Below are 15,645 nucleotides of genomic sequence, written 5' to 3' on the forward strand. Positions count from 1 at the left end.
GGCCGCGTGCCAGCATGGCGGGGTGCGTGACGAGGGTGTCGGGGTCGGGGTCGGGGTGGACGGCGGCGTCGGGGAGGGGCCGACGGGCGAGCCGGCGCGGGAGGTGTCGGTCGAGGAGCTCTACGCCGGCTGCGGCGCGGAGCTGCTGCACCACCAGGTGCCGCGCGCGGGGGTGCGGCGGGCGTGGCTCGCCGGGCCCACCGCGGCCGCGTGGTGGGGGCCGGGCGGTCGACCCGGCGGACCCGTCGACGTCGTGACCGCGGTGGGTCGCCCGGCCCTGCTCGGCCCCGTGCTGGCGCTGGCCGCCGCCACGTCGCCGGTGCCCGGGCGGCTCAGCGTGGAGGCCCGCTCGGCCCACGTCGTGCCGGCGCCGTGGCGCCAGGTCGACCCGTGGACGTGGCACTGGATGCGGGCCCGGCGCGGCGACGTGCCGCTCGCGCCGACCCCGGAGGTGGTCGACCTCGGCCTCGCGCACCCCGAGGAGGTCGACGCCGTGCTCGACGCCGCCAACCCCGGGTCCTTCGCCCGCTCCGACACCCCGGGCGTCCTCACCTGGCACGGCGTACGCCGCTCCGGGCCGGGCCGCCCGCTGGTGGCGGTCGGCGCCCTGGCCGCCCAGCCCGACGGCAGCGGGCACCTGCGCGGGGTGGCCGTGCTGCCCGGGGAGCGCGGCCGCGGGCTGGGCCGGGCGGTGTCGACGTCGCTCACGCGCGCGGGCCTGGCCTTGGCCGACGTGGTGACGCTGGGCGTCTACACCGACAACGCCCCGGCGCTGGCCGTCTACGCCTCGCTGGGCTACGAGACGGTCCACACCTTCGTCTCGGGCCCCACGAGCGCGCGCTCGAGCACGACCGCGGCGGTGCCGTCGCGGTAGTAGCGCGACCGGCGCGCGATCTCGCCGAAGCCGCGGGCGGCGTAGAAGGCCCGGGCGCCGGCGTTGTCCTCGCGCACCTCGAGCAGGAGCCGCTCGGCGCCGGCCTCGCGGGCCAGCGCCGCCACGGCCTCCAGCAGGGCGCTGGCCAGCCCGCCGCGGCGCCGGTCGGCGGCCACCGCGATCCGCTGGAGCTCGGCGGGATCGGGGTCGGTGTCGGGGTCCGGGTCGAGGCCCGGGTCGAGGCCCGGGTCGGCGGCGGAGGTCGCCGGCAGGGGCAGGCTGACCACGGCGTGGCCCACCACCTCGGAGCCGTCCTGCGCCACGAGGTAGGCGACGGTGGGCAGGTCGCCGGCGAGGCCCGCGGCGACCAGCGCCTCGCTCCAGGCGTCGTCGCCGAGCCCTTCGCGCTCGAGCCCGGCCACCGCGTCGAGGTCGCCGGGGACCGCGCGGCGCACCAGGGCGCCGCTCACGGGCCCGTCACGGGGTCGCGGGGGCGGCGGGCACCGCGCGCGCCACCGCGTCGGGGCGGCGCAGGTAGAGCGGCTCGGGGTCCATCAGCTCGACCCGCTCCTCGGCGATGGCGCGGGCCAGCCAGCCCGCACCGGGCCGCTGCGGCCCGAGCGCGGCGGGGAAGGCCTCGGGGTAGAGCGCACCGCCCTCGCCCACCACGGGCCGGTCGGTGGCCAGCACGGCCGGCTTGTCGACCACCGGGCCCTCGAGGCGGGCGCCGTCGGCGTCGTAGGAGGCGAGGTAGACCTCCCTGCGCCGGGCGTCGGTGGCCACGACGAAGCCGCCGGCCAGCCGCTCGCCGAGGGTGTCGGCGGCCTCGACGGCCAGCACGTCGAGGGAGCAGGCGGCGTAGACCGGGAGCTCCAGCACGAAGCCGAGCGTGCGCGCGGTGACGAGCCCGACCCGCAGCCCGGTGAAGGGCCCGGGGCCGGCACCGACCCCGATCGCAGTGAGGTCCTGGCGCACGATGCCGGCCTGGGCCAGGGCCCGCTCGATGAGCGGGGCCAGCTGCTCGCCGTGCTTCATGGTGCGCTCGGAGACCAGGTCGACCACGACGTCGTCGCCGTCGTGGAGGGCCACGCAGACCTGGGGCGAGGAGGTGTCGAAGGTCAGCAGCACGCGCCCGAGGCTAGCCCAGCCCGCGGACCGACCCGGGATCAGCCGAGGGCGCGGAAGGACAGGGCGTGCCAGCGCGGGCCGACCGGCGTGATCTCCACCCGGCGCGGGTCCTCGCTGCCCTCGGGGTCGAGGTCGCGCACGATGTTGATCTCCAGGCGCGACTCGCTGAGGCCCTCGGCCAGCCCCGCGCCCCACTCCACCACCGTCACCGCGTCGGACAGCGAGGTGTCGAGGTCGAGGTCGTCGAGCTCGTCGAGGCCGCCCAGGCGGTAGGCGTCGACGTGCACCAGCTGCGGACCGCCCACCTCCGAGGGGTGCACGCGGGCGATGACGAAGGTCGGCGAGGTCACCCCGCCGCGCACGCCCAGCCCCGCCCCGAGGCCCTGGGTGAAGGTCGTCTTGCCGGCCCCCAGCTCGCCGGTGAGCACGATGAGGTCGCCCCGCGTGAGCTGGCCGGCCAGCGAGCGGCCGATCCCGCGCATGGCCTCCGCGGTCGGCGCGGCCCAGACCGCCGTACGCAGGGGCCGGCGCATCTCGACGTGCGGGGAGTAGCGCAGGATCTCCTTGAAGCCCTGGCGCTCCCAGAAGCGCACCGTGCGGGGCAGCTCCTCGCGCGCGACGACGGTGAGGTCGTCGGTGCCCGTGCCGGAGGCCTCGACCGCCTCCACCGCGGCCTCGATGAGCGCCCCGGCGATGCCGTGGCCCTGGTGGTCGGGGCTGACGGCGAAGCGGCGCAGGTAGGTCGTGCTGCCGACCGGGTCGAGCACGACGGCACCGACGGGCTCGCCGTCGAGGCAGGCCAGCAGGCCCCCGCCGCCGGCGCCGACGCGGCTGAGCCTCTCGGCGATGGTCTCGACGCTCTCCCCGAGCGCGTCGGCCGGCGGGTCGAGAGGGGGTCGCGCGGAGAACGCCGCCCGCACCACCTCGAGCACCTCGCGGGCGTGCTCCGGGCCGACCTGGCGCACGGTGAGCGTCATCGGCGCGACACCTGCTCGGTCGCGGCGGCCACGAGCTGGTCGATCTCGGCGTTGACGTGGTCGTGGCGCTCCATCATCACCATGTGGCCCGCCCCCTCGCACTCCAGCAGCCGCGAGCCCTCGATGCGCTCGTGCAGCTTGCGGCTGTGGCCGACCGAGGTGAGCTTGTCGGCGGTGCCGCACACGATCGAGACCGGCACCTGCTCGAGCACCTCCACGCTGTCGAACTTGTCGAGGCCCTTGAAGCTCGGGAAGAACTCCGCGACCACCGCGAAGGGCGTCGCGCTGAGCATGTCGTCGACGAAGCTGATGTAGGAGGCCGGCACGTCGTCGCCGAAGGCGAAGACGTCGGTGGCCACCGTCGCGAAGCTGCGCCCGAGACGACGCGCGAGGTCGACCAGGTGGTGCCCGCGGGCCAGGGTCTTGACCGCCGAGCCGGTCACCCGGCTGCCCAGCGGGGTCGGCACCAGCGGCAGCAGCAGCCGGCTGGGGTCGAGCCCGCCCGCGGTCGTGGCGATGAGGCCGACGCCGACCACGCGGTCGCCGACCAGCTCGGGGAACTGCTCGACCAGCGCGATGATCGACATGCCGCCCATCGAGTGGCCCACGAGCACCACCGGGCCCTCGGGCACGACCTCGTCGAGCACCTGGCGCAGGTCGCGGCCGAGCTGGTCGATGGTGGCGTTGCCGCGCGGGGAGCGTCCGGAGCGGCCGTGGGAGCGCTGGTCGTAGTAGACGCTGCGCACCAGGCCGCGGTAGCCCGCGCGCTGGAAGTGCCAGCAGTCGAGGTTGAGCGCGTAGCCGTGGCAGAACACGACGGTCAGCGGCGGCTCGCCCGGCCCGCGGCCGAGCTGGCCGCGCGGCGCGGCGTACTCGTCGACCTCGACGTGCAGTGGCACGCCGTCGTCGGCGACCACCGTGCGCGCCGGGGAGCGCAGCGAGCCGAAGCGCACGGTGTCGCCGGCGCCGTGGCGGGCCATGACCCGGCGGTAGCGGGCGACGCTGACGGCGGCGGTGCCGGCCGCCGCCGCGCCGGCGGCCCCGGCCGCCAGCTGCCAGATGCGGCTGCGGGCGCTCATGCGGTCTCCTGCGGCTCGAGGACGGGTACGACGGTCGGGGCCGGGTCGGCGTCGGGCTCGGCCCCGGTGTGGCGCCGGTGCAGCCGCCCGCCGAGGCGGGTGACGATCTCGTAGCTGATCGTGCCGCACGCCTCGGCCCAGTCCTGCGCGCTGGGCGCCGGCGCCGGGCCGATCAGCACGGCCTCGTCGCCGGCCCGGGCACCGGGCGCGCCCGCGGGCGCGCCGAGTTCGACGACCAGCTGGTCCATGCACACGGTGCCGCGCACGGGCACCCGGTGGCCGGCCACGGCGACCTCGGCCCGGTCGGAGGCGTGGCGCGGGACCCCGTCGCCGTAGCCCACCGGCACCAGGCCGAGGGTCGTGGCGGCGGGGGCGACCCAGCGGTGGCCGTAGGAGACCCCGGCGCCGGCCGGGACCTGCTTGACCAGGGCGAGCGGGGAGCGCACGGTCATCGCCGGGCGCAGCCCGAGGTCGGGGGTGTGCCCGGGGGCGGGGTCGAGGCCGTAGGCGGCCAGGCCGCAGCGCACGAGGTCGAAGCGGGCCGAGGGGCGCAGCAGGGCGCCGGCGGAGTTGGCCAGGTGCCGCACCTCGGGTCGCAGCCCGGCGGCCTCGGCGAGAGCGACCGCCTCGCGGAAGGCGGCCTCCTGGGCGGCGTTGGCGGGGTGGTCGGGCTCGTCGCTGCACGCGAGGTGCGACCACACGCCGGTGACGCGCCACGACCCGTCGCGCTCCCCGGCCCGGGCGGCGTCGACCAGCGCCGGCCAGGCGGCGGCGGTGGAGCCGCCGCGCGACAGGCCGGTGTCGACCTTGAGCTGGAGCCGCGCCGGACGGCCCGCCCGCGACACCGCGGCCGACACCGCGGCGAGCTGGTCGAGGTCGTAGACGGTGACGTCGACGTCGGCGGCGACGGCGCCCGCGTGGTCGTCGGCGGGCACGGTGAGCCAGGTGAGCAGCCGGCCCCGGTCACCGGCGGCGCGCAGCGCGGCCGCCTCCTCCAGCGTGGCCACGCCGAGCCAGTCGGCGCCGGCCCCACGGGCCGCCCGGGCGACCTCGAGCATGCCGTGGCCGTAGCCGTCGGCCTTGACCACGACCATGAGCGCCGCAGGCGCGACCTGCGCGCGCAGCACGCCCACGTTGTGCCGGACCGCCGCCAGGTCGACGACGATCTCGGGGTGCGGGGGCCCGGGCTCGGGCGCGGCGGAGGGCGACGGGGTCATCGCGGCCATTCTCCCACCACCGCGCGCCGGCGCCTCACCCGGCGAGGCACGCGCGCACGACGCCCGGCACCGCCCGGGCGACGTCGAGGGCCACCAGCGGCCCGCCGTCGGCGGCCACGGTGGCCGCGGCGCCGTGCACCCACGACCCGACCGAGGCGGCGTCGAAGGGGTCGAGGCCGGCCGCCAGCAGGGCGCCCACGAGCCCGCCCAGCACGTCGCCGGCACCCGCCGTGGCCAGCCACGGCGTGCCGGTGGTGGTCGAGCGCACCCGTCCGGCGGGGGTGGCGACGAGCGTGTGGCGGCCCTTGAGCAGCACCACCGCGTCGTACGCCGCCGCCGCGTGGCGGGCGAAGTGCAGCGGACGGGCCTCGATCGCGGCGCGCTCCTCCCCCAGCATCGCCGCCAGCTCCCCGGCGTGGGGAGTGAGCACCGCCGGCACGCCGAGCGGGCCCTCGACGTGGGCGAGGGCGTCGGCGTCGACGACCACGGGCACCCCGTCGGCGAGCGCCGCGCGCAGCTCCTCGCCGGCGGCCTCGCCGCCCCCGGAGCCGACCACCCAGGCCTGCACCCGGCCGGGTCCGACGACCTCGGGGTGGGCCTCGCGCACCCGGTCGGTGACGGCGCTGTCGCCCACGTGGCGCACCATGCCGACCAGGCCGGTGGCCGCGCCCGCGACCGACAGCAGGGCCGCGCCGGGATAGGTCGCCGAGCCGGCCCGCACGCCGACGACGCCGCGGGTGTACTTCTGGGCGTCGGGCGCCGGGCGCGGCAGCAGCGCGGCGACGTCGGGCGGCTGGAGGGCCTCGAGGTCGGCGGGGGGCAGGTCGAGGCCGAGGTCGACCAGGTGCACCGGTCCGCAGGCGGCCGCGGCCGGGTCGACGAGGTGCGCCGCCTTGAGCGTGCCGAAGGTGACGGTGAGGTCGGCGCGCACGTGGGCGCCGTCGAGCTCGCCGGTGTCGACGTCGACGCCCGAGGGCGTGTCGACGGCCACCACGGGCACACCGCGCACGGCCTCCAGGGCGGCCACCGCCTCGGGGCGCAGGCCGGGTCGACCGCCGATGCCGACCACGCCGTCGAGCACCACGTCGTAGTCCGCACCGGCCAGCGGGGCCACGCCGTCCACCACCCGTCCCCCGGCGGCCCGCAGCGCGGCGAGGCCCTCGGCGTGCACGCGCCGCGACAGCAGCAGCGCGTGGACCCCGCAGCCGCGGCGGGCGAGGTGGGCGCCGGCCCACAGGGCGTCGCCGCCGTTGTCGCCCGACCCCACGAGCAGCAGCACCCGTGCGCCGTACGACGCACCGAGCAGCCTCGCCACCGCGTGGGCCAGGCCGGTCGCGGCCCGCTGCATCAGCGCGCCCTCGGGCAGCCGCGCCATGAGGGCCGCCTCGGCGGCACGGACCTGCTCGACGGTGTGGGCGCTCCTCATGGCCCGACCCTAGCCACGCCGTGCCACGCGGCGCGGGAGTCGCGGTCGGGAGTCGCGGTCGGGCGCCGCCGTCAGGAGTTGCGGGGGAAGCCCAGGTCGACCCCGCCGTGGCTGGGGTCGAGCCAGCGGCTGGTGACCGTCTTCTCGCGGGTGTAGAAGTCCACGCCGTGGGTGCCGTAGGCCTTGGTGTCGCCGAAGAGCGAGGCCTTCCAGCCGCCGAAGGAGTGGTAGGCCACCGGCACCGGGATCGGCACGTTGACCCCGACCATGCCGGCCTCGACCTCGCGCTGGAAGCGACGCGCGGCGCCTCCGTCGTGGGTGAAGATCGCCGTGCCGTTGCCGTAGGGCGAGGCGTTGATGAGCGCGACCCCCTCCTCGTAGCCCCCGACCCGCACCACCGAGAGCACCGGTCCGAAGATCTCGTCGGTGTAGACCGCCGAGGTCGTCGGCACCCGGTCGACCAGGGAGGGGCCGAGCCAGAAGCCGTCGGGCTCGCCGTCGACCTCGACCCCGCGCCCGTCGACGACGACGTCGGCACCGTCGGCGACGGCCACGTCGAGGTAGCCCGCGACCTTGTCGCGGTGCTCGCGGGTGATGAGCGGACCCATGTCGCAGGCACGACGGCCGTCACCGGTGCGCAGGGTGGCCATCCGCTCGCGCACCTTGGCCACCAGGGCGTCGGCGACGGAGTCGACCGCCACGACGACCGAGACGGCCATGCAGCGCTCCCCGGCAGACCCGAAGCCGGCGTTGACCGCGGCGTCGGCCACCAGGTCGAGGTCGGCGTCGGGCAGCACCAGCATGTGGTTCTTGGCCCCGCCCAGGGCCTGCACGCGCTTGCCGGCGGCGGTGCCGCGCTCGTAGACGTAGCGCGCGATCGGCGTGGACCCGACGAAGGAGACCGCCGCGACGTCGTCGTGGTCGAGGAGCGCGTCGACGGCCTCCTTGTCGCCGTGCACGACGTTGAGCACGCCGTCGGGCAGACCGGCCTCCTGCATCAGCGCGGCCATCCACACCGCGGGGCTCGGGTCCTTCTCGCTGGGCTTGAGCACCACGGTGTTGCCGGCCGCGATCGCGATCGGGAAGAACCACAGCGGCACCATGGCCGGGAAGTTGAAGGGGCTGACGACGCCCACCACGCCGAGCGGCTGGCGCAGCGAGTAGACGTCGACGCCGGTGGAGACGTTCTCGGAGTAGGCGCCCTTCACCAGCTGCGGCATGCCGCACGCGAACTCCACCACCTCCAGGCCGCGGGCGATCTCGCCCAGGGCGTCGGAGAGCACCTTGCCGTGCTCGCCGGTGAGGATCTCGGCGAGCTCCTCGCGCCGGGCCGTGAAGAGCTCGCGGAAGCGGAACATGACCTGCTGGCGCGCCGCCATCGACGCCACCCCCCAGGTCTCGTACGCCGCGCGCGCCACCTCGACCGCGTGGTCGACGTCGGCGGTCGAGCCGAGGCGCACGTGCTTGGTCGCGACGCCGAGGGCCGGGTCGGTGACCGGCTGGGTGCGGGTCGACTCCCCCGCCCAGGCGGCGCCGCCCACCCAGTGGTCGAGCACGGGCAGGTCGGTCGGGTCCAGGGTCACGGTCACTCCTCGTCGAGCAGGGTCAGGACGGCGTCGTAGGCCTCGAGGGCCTCGGCGACCTCGTCGTCGGTGACGACGCAGGGCGGCACGACGTGGATGCGGTTGTCGGCGGTGAGCGGCAGCAGACCGCGGGCGAGCAGCTCGGACTTGGCGCGGGCCATGCTCGCCGCCGGCAGCGGCTCGCGGGTGGCGCGGTCGGCGACGAGCTCGAGGGCCCAGAAGACGCCGACGCCGCGCACCTCGCCCACCACGCGGTGGCGCTCGGCGAGCGCGGCGAGGCCGGGCCCGAGCACGTCGGTGCCGATGCGGCGGGCGTGGTCGACGATGCCCTCCTCGGCCATGGCGTCGAGCGCGGCGACGATGGACGCCGCGGCCAGCGGGTGGCCGGAGTAGGTCAGCCCGCCCGGGAAGACGCGCTCGTCGAAGGAGGCCGCGACCTCCTCGCCGATCACGACGCCGCCGACCGGCACGTAGCCGGAGTTGACGCCCTTGGCCAAGGTGATCAGGTCGGGCACGACGTCGTGGGCGTCGAGGGCGAACCACTCGCCCGTGCGCCCGAAGCCGGCCATCACCTCGTCGAGGATCATCACGATCCCGTGGCGGTCGCACAGCGCGCGCACGCCCGCGAGGTAGCCCGGCGGGGGCACCAGCACGCCGGCGGTGCCGGGCACCGTCTCGAGGAGCACCGCCGCGATCCCCGAGGGACCCTCGCTCTCGACGACGCGGCGCAGGTGCTGCAGCGCGCGCTCGCCCTCCTCCTCGGGCGTGGTGGCCCAGAACTCGCTGCGGTAGAGGTAGGGCCCGAAGACGTGCACGTGCCCGCGGGCGAACTCGTTGGGCACCCGCCTCCAGTCGCCGGTCGCGACGACCGCGGCGCCGGTGTTCCCGTGGTAGGAGCGGTAGGTCGAGACGACCTTGTCGCGTCCGGTGTGCAGGCGCGCCATCCGGATCGCGTTCTCGACGGCGTCGGCACCGCCGTTGGTGAAGAAGACCTTGTCGAGCCCTGCGGGCGCCCGCTCGGTGATCCGGCGCGCCGCCTCGCCGCGCACCAGCGCCGCCGTCGAGGGCGCCACCGTCGCGAGGGTCGCGGCCTGCTCCTGGATCGCGGCCACGACCTTGGGGTGCTGGTGGCCGATGTTGACGTTGACCAGCTGGCAGGAGAAGTCGAGCCAGCTGCGGCCCTCGTGGTCCCACACCCGCGACCCCAGCCCGCCGGCCACCACCATCGGCGACAGGGCCCCCTGGGCCGACCAGGAGTGGAAGACGTGGGCGCGGTCGAGCTCGCGCGCCCGGGCGTCGAGCCCGGCGCCCTCGAGCGCGGTCGGACCCGTCGTCGGATGCGTCGTCGGATGCGTCGTCATCGGGATTCATCTCCTACGGATCCATGCGTCATGGGCGCGCTGACGACGGCAATCGTCGTCACGGGGCGATCAAACCACGAATCACGCCGTCGTGCGACGACGACCCGGCTCAGGACTCCAGCACCACGACCGCGGAGGCGATGCCGGCGTCGTGGGACAGCGAGAGGTGCACGGAGGCGACGCCGAGGGCCCGGGCGCGGGCCAGGACGGAGCCGCGCATCTGCATCAGCGGGCGTCCGGAGGACTCCGAGACCACCTCCGCGTCGTGCCACTCCAGGCCGACCGGCGCGCCGAGGGCCTTGGCCAGCGCCTCCTTCGCGGCGAAGCGCGCCGCGAGCGAGGCCAGGGAGCGCCCGGCCTCTCCGGGGGTGAAGAGCCGCTCGCGCAGACCCGGGGTGCGGGTCAGCGAGGCGCCGAAGCGCTCGATGTCGCACACGTCGATGCCGACGCCGATCACCGCCACGACGTGGCCGCCCCGGTCCCCCGCAGCCCGCTCCCCCGCCGCCCGCTCACTCGACGGTGACCGACTTGGCCAGGTTGCGGGGCTGGTCCACGTCGTGGCCCATCGCCGAGGCCAGCTCGCAGGCGAAGAGCTGCAGCGGCACGACGGCCACCAGCGGCTGCAGCAGCACGGGCACGCGCGGCAGCGGGATCAGCACGTCGGCGTAGGGCGTGATGGTCGCGTCGCCCTCCTCGGCCAGGCAGATCGTGACCGCGCCGCGGGCGCGCACCTCCTGGATCCCCGAGAGCATCTTCCCGTGCAGCTGGTCGCGCCCGCGCGGGGGCACGACGCACAGCACCGGCAGGCCCTCCTCGACCAGGGCGATGGGGCCGTGCTTCAGCTCGCCGGCGGCGAAGCCCTCGGCGTGGAGGTAGGCCAGCTCCTTGAGCTTGAGCGCGCCCTCGAGGGCCACGGGGTAACCGGCGTGGCGGCCCAGGAAGAGCACCGAGCGGGTGCCGACGTGGGTGCGGGCCAGCTCGTAGACCTGCTCGCAGCGCCCCAGGACCGCCTCGATCTGGTCCGGCACGGCCTCGAGCTGCTCCATCACCTGGGTGATCTCGTCGCCGTAGCGGGTGCCCTTGACCTGCGCGAGGTACAGCGCGAGGAGGTAGCAGGCCACCAGCTGGGTCAGGAAGCCCTTGGTCGAGGCGACCCCGATCTCGGGTCCGGCGTGGGTGTAGATGACGGCGTCGGACTCGCGCGGGATCGTCGAGCCGTTGGTGTTGCAGATGGCCAGCACCTTGGAGCGCTGCGAGCGCGCGTGGCGGATCGCCTGGAGGGTGTCGGCGGTCTCCCCGGACTGGCTGATGGCCACCACGAGGGTGGAGTAGTCGAGGATCGGGTCGCGGTAGCGGAACTCCGAGGACAGCTCGACCTCGACCGGGATCCGGCACCAGTGCTCGATGGCGTACTTGGCGACCATGCCGGCGTAGAACGACGTGCCGGCGGCGATGATGATGATCTTGTCGATGTCGCGCAGCTCCTGGTCCGACAGGCGCATCTCGTCGAGCTGGAGCGCGCCGGAGCGGGTGCGACGGCCCAGCAGGGAGTCGGCCACCGCGCGCGGCTGCTCGAAGATCTCCTTGCGCATGAACCAGTCGTGGCCGTCCTTCTCGGCCGCCGAGAGGTCCCAGTCGACGTGGAACTGCGTGGCCTCGGCGGGGCGGCCGTCGAAGCCGGTCACGTCCACGCCGTCGCGGGTCAGGGTGACCACCTGGTCCTGGCCCAGCTCGAGGGCCTCGCGGGTGTGCTCGATGAAGGCGGCGACGTCGGAGCCGAGGAAGTTCTCCCCCTCGCCCAGGCCCACGACGAGCGGGGAGTTGCGCCGCGCCGCGACGACCCGGTCGGGGTCGTGGGCGTCGACCGCGACGAGCGTGAAGGCCCCGTCGAGCATCGCGCAGACTCGCTGCATCGCGGTGGTGAGGTCCTCGCCCGACTCCACCTGCAGCTCCAGCAGGTGGGCCACGGTCTCGGTGTCGGTCTCGGAGACCAGCACGTGGTCGTCGGCCTCGAGGCGGGCGCGCAGGTCGGCGAAGTTCTCGATGATGCCGTTGTGCACCAGGGCCACGCGACGGCTCGCCCCGACGTGGGGGTGGGCGTTGACGTCGTTGGGGGCACCGTGGGTGGCCCACCGGGTGTGCCCGATGCCGAGGCTCGCCGCGGGCAGCGGCTCCTCGGCCACGAGCTTCTCCAGGTTGGCCAGCTTGCCCGCGCGCTTGCGCGTGGCCAGCGCCCCGTCGTCGACCAGCGCGATGCCCGCGGAGTCGTAGCCCCGGTACTCCAGACGACGCAGCCCCTCGACCACCACGTCCTGGGCGGGCCTGCTTCCGATGTATCCCACGATCCCGCACATGGGCCGAGAGTCTATCGAGGGGCGGGCCCTCCGTCGTGCAGGGCGCGGCGGCTGCAAGGATGAGGTCCATGCCGAACCAGGGGGCGACCCGGTCGTCCAACGGGCACCACGCCCACAGCGGCCACCACGGTCACGAGGACACCGGGCGGGAGACCTCCCCCTACATCGAGCTCGACCGCTCCGCCTGGGCCGCGCTGGCCCAGGAGACCGAGAGCCCGCTGACCGCCGAGGAGGTGCGGCGCCTGCGCGGCCTGGGCGACAACCTCGACATCGACGAGGTCCGCGACGTCTACCTCCCGCTCTCGCGCCTGCTCAGCCTCTACGTCGGCGCCGCGGGCGACCTGCACCGCGAGCAGGAGGGCTTCCTGCACCGCCGCACCCCGCCGCGCACGCCGTTCGTGATCGGCCTGGCCGGGTCGGTGGCCGTGGGCAAGTCCACGACCGCGCGCGTGCTGCAGCAGATGCTGGCCCACTGGCCCGAGCACCCCCACGTCGCGCTGGTGACCACCGACGGCTTCCTCTACCCCAACGCCGAGCTCGAGCGGCGCGGGCTGCTGCAGCGCAAGGGCTTCCCGGAGTCCTACGACCGCCGCGCCCTGCTGCGCTTCGTGGTCGACATCAAGTCGGGCAAGGAGGAGGTGGAGGCGCCGACGTACTCCCACCTGGTCTACGACGTGGTGCCCGAGGAGCGGGTCGTCGTCAGCCGCCCCGACATCGTCATCATCGAGGGCCTCAACGTGCTGCAGCCCGCCCGCACCCGCGAGGACGGACGCACGGGGCTGACGCTGAGCGACTTCTTCGACTTCAGCGTCTACGTCGACGCCGGCACGACCACGATCCGCGACTGGTACGTCTCGCGCTTCCTGCGGCTGCGCGAGACCGCCTTCCGCGACCCCGGGTCCTACTTCGCCAAGTACGCCGCGCTGACCCACGAGGAGGCCGTCGCGGAGGCCGAGCGCATCTGGGACGCCATCAACGGACCCAACCTGGTGCAGAACGTGCTGCCGACCCGCTCGCGGGCCACGCTCGTGCTGCGCAAGGACAAGGACCACTCGGTGCGCTACGTGCGCCTGCGCAAGCTCTAGCCGCTCAGGCCAGGGCGAGGCGGCGGCGCACCACGTCGGCGAGGCGCTCGGCCACCGCCGAGGCCCGCTCGGGGGTGGGCGCCTCGACCATGACCCGCACCAGCGGCTCGGTGCCGGAGGGGCGCAGCAGCACCCGACCCTCCTCGCCCAGGTCGGCCGACTCCGCGGCCACGGCCGCGGCCACCTCGGGGTCGGAGTCGCAGCGCGCGCGGTCGACCTCGGGCACGTTGACCAGCACCTGCGGCAGGCGGGTCATCACCGAGGCGAGGTCGCGCAGGCTGCGACCGGTGCTCACCATGCGCTCGCACACGTGCAGCGCGGTCAGCAGGCCGTCGCCGGTGGTGGCGTGGTCACTCATGATCACGTGGCCCGACTGCTCGCCGCCGAGGGAGTAGCCGCCGGCGCGCATGTCCTCGAGCACGTAGCGGTCGCCGACCTTGGTCTGGCGCACGGTGATGCCGGCCGGGCGCAGGGCGCGCACCAGGCCGAGGTTGCTCATCACGGTCGCCACCAGGGTGTCGTCGACCAGGCGTCCGCGCTCCTGCATCGACAGGGCGAGCACGGCCATGACCTGGTCGCCGTCGACCACGGCGCCGGTGGCGTCGACGGCCAGGCACCGGTCGGCGTCGCCGTCGACGGCGAAGCCGGCGTGGGCGCCCTCGTCCACGACCGCGCGCCGCAGCCGGTCGAGGTGGGTGGAGCCGTAGCCGTCGTTGATGTTCAGCCCGTCGGGCTCCGCACCGATGGTCACGACGTCGGCGCCGGCGTCGGCCAGGGCACGGGGCCCGACCTCGCTGGCCGCGCCGTGGGCGCAGTCGAGCACGACGCGCAGGCCCGCCAGCGGCGTGTCGAGGGTGCGCACCAGGTGGGCGGAGTACTCCTCCACCGTGGGCGCGTAGGGGCGCACGCGACCGACGTCGGAGCCGGTCGGACGCTCCCAGGTGCGGCCCAACTGCGCCTCGATCTCGCGCTCGAGGTCGTCGTCGAGCTTGACCCCGCCGCGGGCGAGGAACTTGATGCCGTTGTCGGGCATCGCGTTGTGCGAGGCGCTGATGACGACGCCGAGGTCGGCGCCGAGGGAGTCGGTGAAGAACGCGACCCCAGGGGTCGGCAGCACGCGCAGGCGCAGCACGTCGACCCCGGCCGAGGCCAGGCCCGCCACGACGGCGTGCTCGAGGAACTGCCCGGAGATGCGGGTGTCACGGCCCACGACGGCGAGCGGCCGCCGCCCGGTGAACTCGCCATGATCGACGAGGACACGGGCGGCGGCCGCTCCGAGACCCAGGGCCAGCTCGGCGGTGAGCACACCGCCGTTGGCCAGGCCACGGACGCCGTCGGTGCCGAAGAGGGGCCCGGTGGGAGCCACCACGTCGGCGCGGATCAGCGCTTGCTGAACTGGGGCGCCTTGCGCGCCTTCTTCAGGCCGGCCTTCTTGCGCTCGATGACGCGCGCGTCGCGGGTCAGGAAGCCGGCCTTCTTCAGCGTCGGGCGGTTGGCCTCGACGTCGATGGCGTTGAGGGCGCGGGCCACACCGAGGCGCAGGGCGCCGGCCTGGCCGGTGATGCCGCCGCCGTGGATGCGGGCGATGACGTCGAAGCGACCCTCGAGCTGCAGGGTGGCGAACGGCTCGTTCACGACCTGCTGGTGCAGCTTGTTCGGGAAGTACGAGTCGAGCGTGCGGCCGTTGACGGTCCACACACCGGTGCCGGGCACGAGGCGGACGCGGGCGACGGCCTCCTTGCGACGGCCGGTCGCGTTGGCGGGGGCGATGGTCGCGGGACGCTCGGGGGCGTCGGCCGACGGGGCGCTCTCGGAGCTGTAGGCAACGCCGCGCTCGTCGGTCTCGAAGGTCTCCTCGACCTCGTTGGTGGTCTCAGCCACGGTAATCCTCACTCAGCTTTCTGCATGGAAGTTGAAGGAGCCACTGCTCACTGGGAGATCTGGGTGATCTCGAACGGAACGGCCTTCTGGGCCTCGTGCGGGTGGGTCGGGCCGCTGTAGACCTTCAGCTTCTTCAGCATCTGACGGCCGAGCTTGTTCTTGGGGAGCATGCCCCACACGGCGTTCTCGATCGCCTTGCGGGCGTCCTTCTCGAGGAGCTCGCCGATCGGGGTGGCCGAGAGACCGCCCGGGTAGCCGGAGTGGCGGTAGGCCATCTTGGTGGTCTTCTTGGTGCCCGACAGGGACACCTTCTCCGCGTTGATGACGACGACGAAGTCACCGGTGTCGACGTGCGGGGCGAAGATCGCCTTGTGCTTGCCGCGGAGCAGGTTCGCGGAAGTCACGGCGAGCTTGCCCAGGACGATGTCGGTGGCGTCGATGACGTGCCACTCCCGGGTGATGTCACCGGGCTTGGGGCTGTACGTGCGCACGGCTGATCTACTCTCATTCGTTCGTGGGGACCGCCAGGTGGAGCCTGGCGGGGGGTGGAGCTGCGGCTTCTGACGAACACGGCCCGGCTCGCCGCCGGTCGGGACCGGCTGGTGGCCTCCGGGACTGCACCTCGCCGGCAGCCGGGGACGGCTGTGACGGGGCGCGGCAGGAGTCGCGACCACTCAGGG

The 15,645-nt window shown here is 75.0% G+C and carries 15 protein-coding genes; 2 read left to right on the forward strand and 13 right to left on the reverse strand.

The genetic code is table 11. The features are described from left to right. Positions 1 to 22: 22 nt before the first annotated feature. A complete protein-coding gene (locus tag M3673_RS19665; RefSeq protein WP_251533927.1) occupies positions 23 to 874 on the forward strand; it encodes a GNAT family N-acetyltransferase in 852 nt (283 codons plus the stop codon). On the opposite strand, the gene M3673_RS12070 is transcribed toward M3673_RS19665, so the two are convergent. The 10 genes from M3673_RS12070 to glmS form a co-directional block, all read right to left on the reverse strand. Next, the gene (locus M3673_RS12070) at positions 796 to 1,344 is read right to left on the reverse strand and encodes a GNAT family N-acetyltransferase (RefSeq protein ID WP_251533929.1); all 549 of its coding nucleotides are present in this window, start codon (positions 1,342 to 1,344) and stop codon (positions 796 to 798) included. The two genes, M3673_RS19665 and M3673_RS12070, sit on opposite strands and share 79 nt — an antisense overlap. A gap of 7 nt (positions 1,345 to 1,351) precedes the next feature. Next, a complete protein-coding gene (gene tsaB, locus M3673_RS12075; protein ID WP_251533934.1) occupies positions 1,352 to 2,002 on the reverse strand; it encodes a tRNA (adenosine(37)-N6)-threonylcarbamoyltransferase complex dimerization subunit type 1 TsaB in 651 nt (216 codons plus the stop codon). A 38-nt stretch (positions 2,003 to 2,040) separates the two neighbouring features. After that, the gene (gene tsaE, locus M3673_RS12080) at positions 2,041 to 2,979 is read right to left on the reverse strand and encodes a tRNA (adenosine(37)-N6)-threonylcarbamoyltransferase complex ATPase subunit type 1 TsaE (RefSeq protein ID WP_056863811.1); all 939 of its coding nucleotides are present in this window, start codon (positions 2,977 to 2,979) and stop codon (positions 2,041 to 2,043) included. Continuing rightward, the gene (locus M3673_RS12085) at positions 2,976 to 4,058 is read right to left on the reverse strand and encodes an alpha/beta fold hydrolase (protein WP_056903655.1); all 1,083 of its coding nucleotides are present in this window, start codon (positions 4,056 to 4,058) and stop codon (positions 2,976 to 2,978) included. The genes tsaE and M3673_RS12085 overlap by 4 nt, the downstream gene beginning before the upstream one ends. Beyond that, positions 4,055 to 5,275 (reverse strand): alanine racemase, encoded by a 1,221-nt coding sequence (gene alr, locus M3673_RS12090; protein WP_251533940.1) that lies wholly within the window; start codon positions 5,273 to 5,275, stop codon positions 4,055 to 4,057. Before alr ends, M3673_RS12085 begins: the two co-directional genes overlap by 4 nt. A gap of 34 nt (positions 5,276 to 5,309) precedes the next feature. Continuing rightward, positions 5,310 to 6,701, reverse strand: coding sequence for an NAD(P)H-hydrate epimerase (locus tag M3673_RS12095; protein ID WP_251533941.1), 1,392 nt, complete (start codon positions 6,699 to 6,701; stop codon positions 5,310 to 5,312). A 71-nt stretch (positions 6,702 to 6,772) separates the two neighbouring features. After that, positions 6,773 to 8,284 (reverse strand): CoA-acylating methylmalonate-semialdehyde dehydrogenase, encoded by a 1,512-nt coding sequence (locus M3673_RS12100; RefSeq protein WP_251533943.1) that lies wholly within the window; start codon positions 8,282 to 8,284, stop codon positions 6,773 to 6,775. 2 nt (positions 8,285 to 8,286) lie between these two features. Continuing rightward, the gene (locus tag M3673_RS12105; protein ID WP_251533945.1) at positions 8,287 to 9,645 is read right to left on the reverse strand and encodes an aspartate aminotransferase family protein; all 1,359 of its coding nucleotides are present in this window, start codon (positions 9,643 to 9,645) and stop codon (positions 8,287 to 8,289) included. 109 nt (positions 9,646 to 9,754) lie between these two features. Next, the gene (locus M3673_RS12110; RefSeq protein WP_251533947.1) at positions 9,755 to 10,108 is read right to left on the reverse strand and encodes a holo-ACP synthase; all 354 of its coding nucleotides are present in this window, start codon (positions 10,106 to 10,108) and stop codon (positions 9,755 to 9,757) included. Positions 10,109 to 10,154: 46 nt separating this feature from the next. Beyond that, complete coding sequence (gene glmS, locus M3673_RS12115; RefSeq protein WP_251533948.1) at positions 10,155 to 11,999, reverse strand: glutamine--fructose-6-phosphate transaminase (isomerizing); 1,845 nt, start codon at positions 11,997 to 11,999, stop codon at positions 10,155 to 10,157. A gap of 68 nt (positions 12,000 to 12,067) precedes the next feature. Here glmS and coaA point away from each other — a divergent pair, with 68 nt between their 5' ends. Then, the gene (coaA, locus tag M3673_RS12120) at positions 12,068 to 13,084 is read left to right on the forward strand and encodes a type I pantothenate kinase (protein ID WP_082500185.1); all 1,017 of its coding nucleotides are present in this window, start codon (positions 12,068 to 12,070) and stop codon (positions 13,082 to 13,084) included. 4 nt (positions 13,085 to 13,088) lie between these two features. Here the strand turns inward: coaA and glmM are convergent, their stop codons facing one another. From glmM to rplM, 3 genes are read right to left on the reverse strand one after another with little or no spacing between them, the layout of a single operon-like run. Beyond that, entirely contained in the window at positions 13,089 to 14,453 is a 1,365-nt protein-coding gene (gene glmM / locus M3673_RS12125; RefSeq protein WP_251533950.1) for a phosphoglucosamine mutase, read from the reverse strand. An 11-nt stretch (positions 14,454 to 14,464) separates the two neighbouring features. Then, positions 14,465 to 14,971, reverse strand: coding sequence for a 30S ribosomal protein S9 (gene rpsI / locus M3673_RS12130; RefSeq protein ID WP_374108206.1), 507 nt, complete (start codon positions 14,969 to 14,971; stop codon positions 14,465 to 14,467). 41 nt (positions 14,972 to 15,012) lie between these two features. Continuing rightward, positions 15,013 to 15,456, reverse strand: coding sequence for a 50S ribosomal protein L13 (gene rplM, locus M3673_RS12135; protein ID WP_056863804.1), 444 nt, complete (start codon positions 15,454 to 15,456; stop codon positions 15,013 to 15,015). Positions 15,457 to 15,645: the final 189 nt, after the last annotated feature.

Origin of the sequence: Nocardioides sp. P86 (assembly GCF_023712465.1) — a bacterium.
Lineage (GTDB): Bacteria > Actinomycetota > Actinomycetes > Propionibacteriales > Nocardioidaceae > Nocardioides > Nocardioides kribbensis.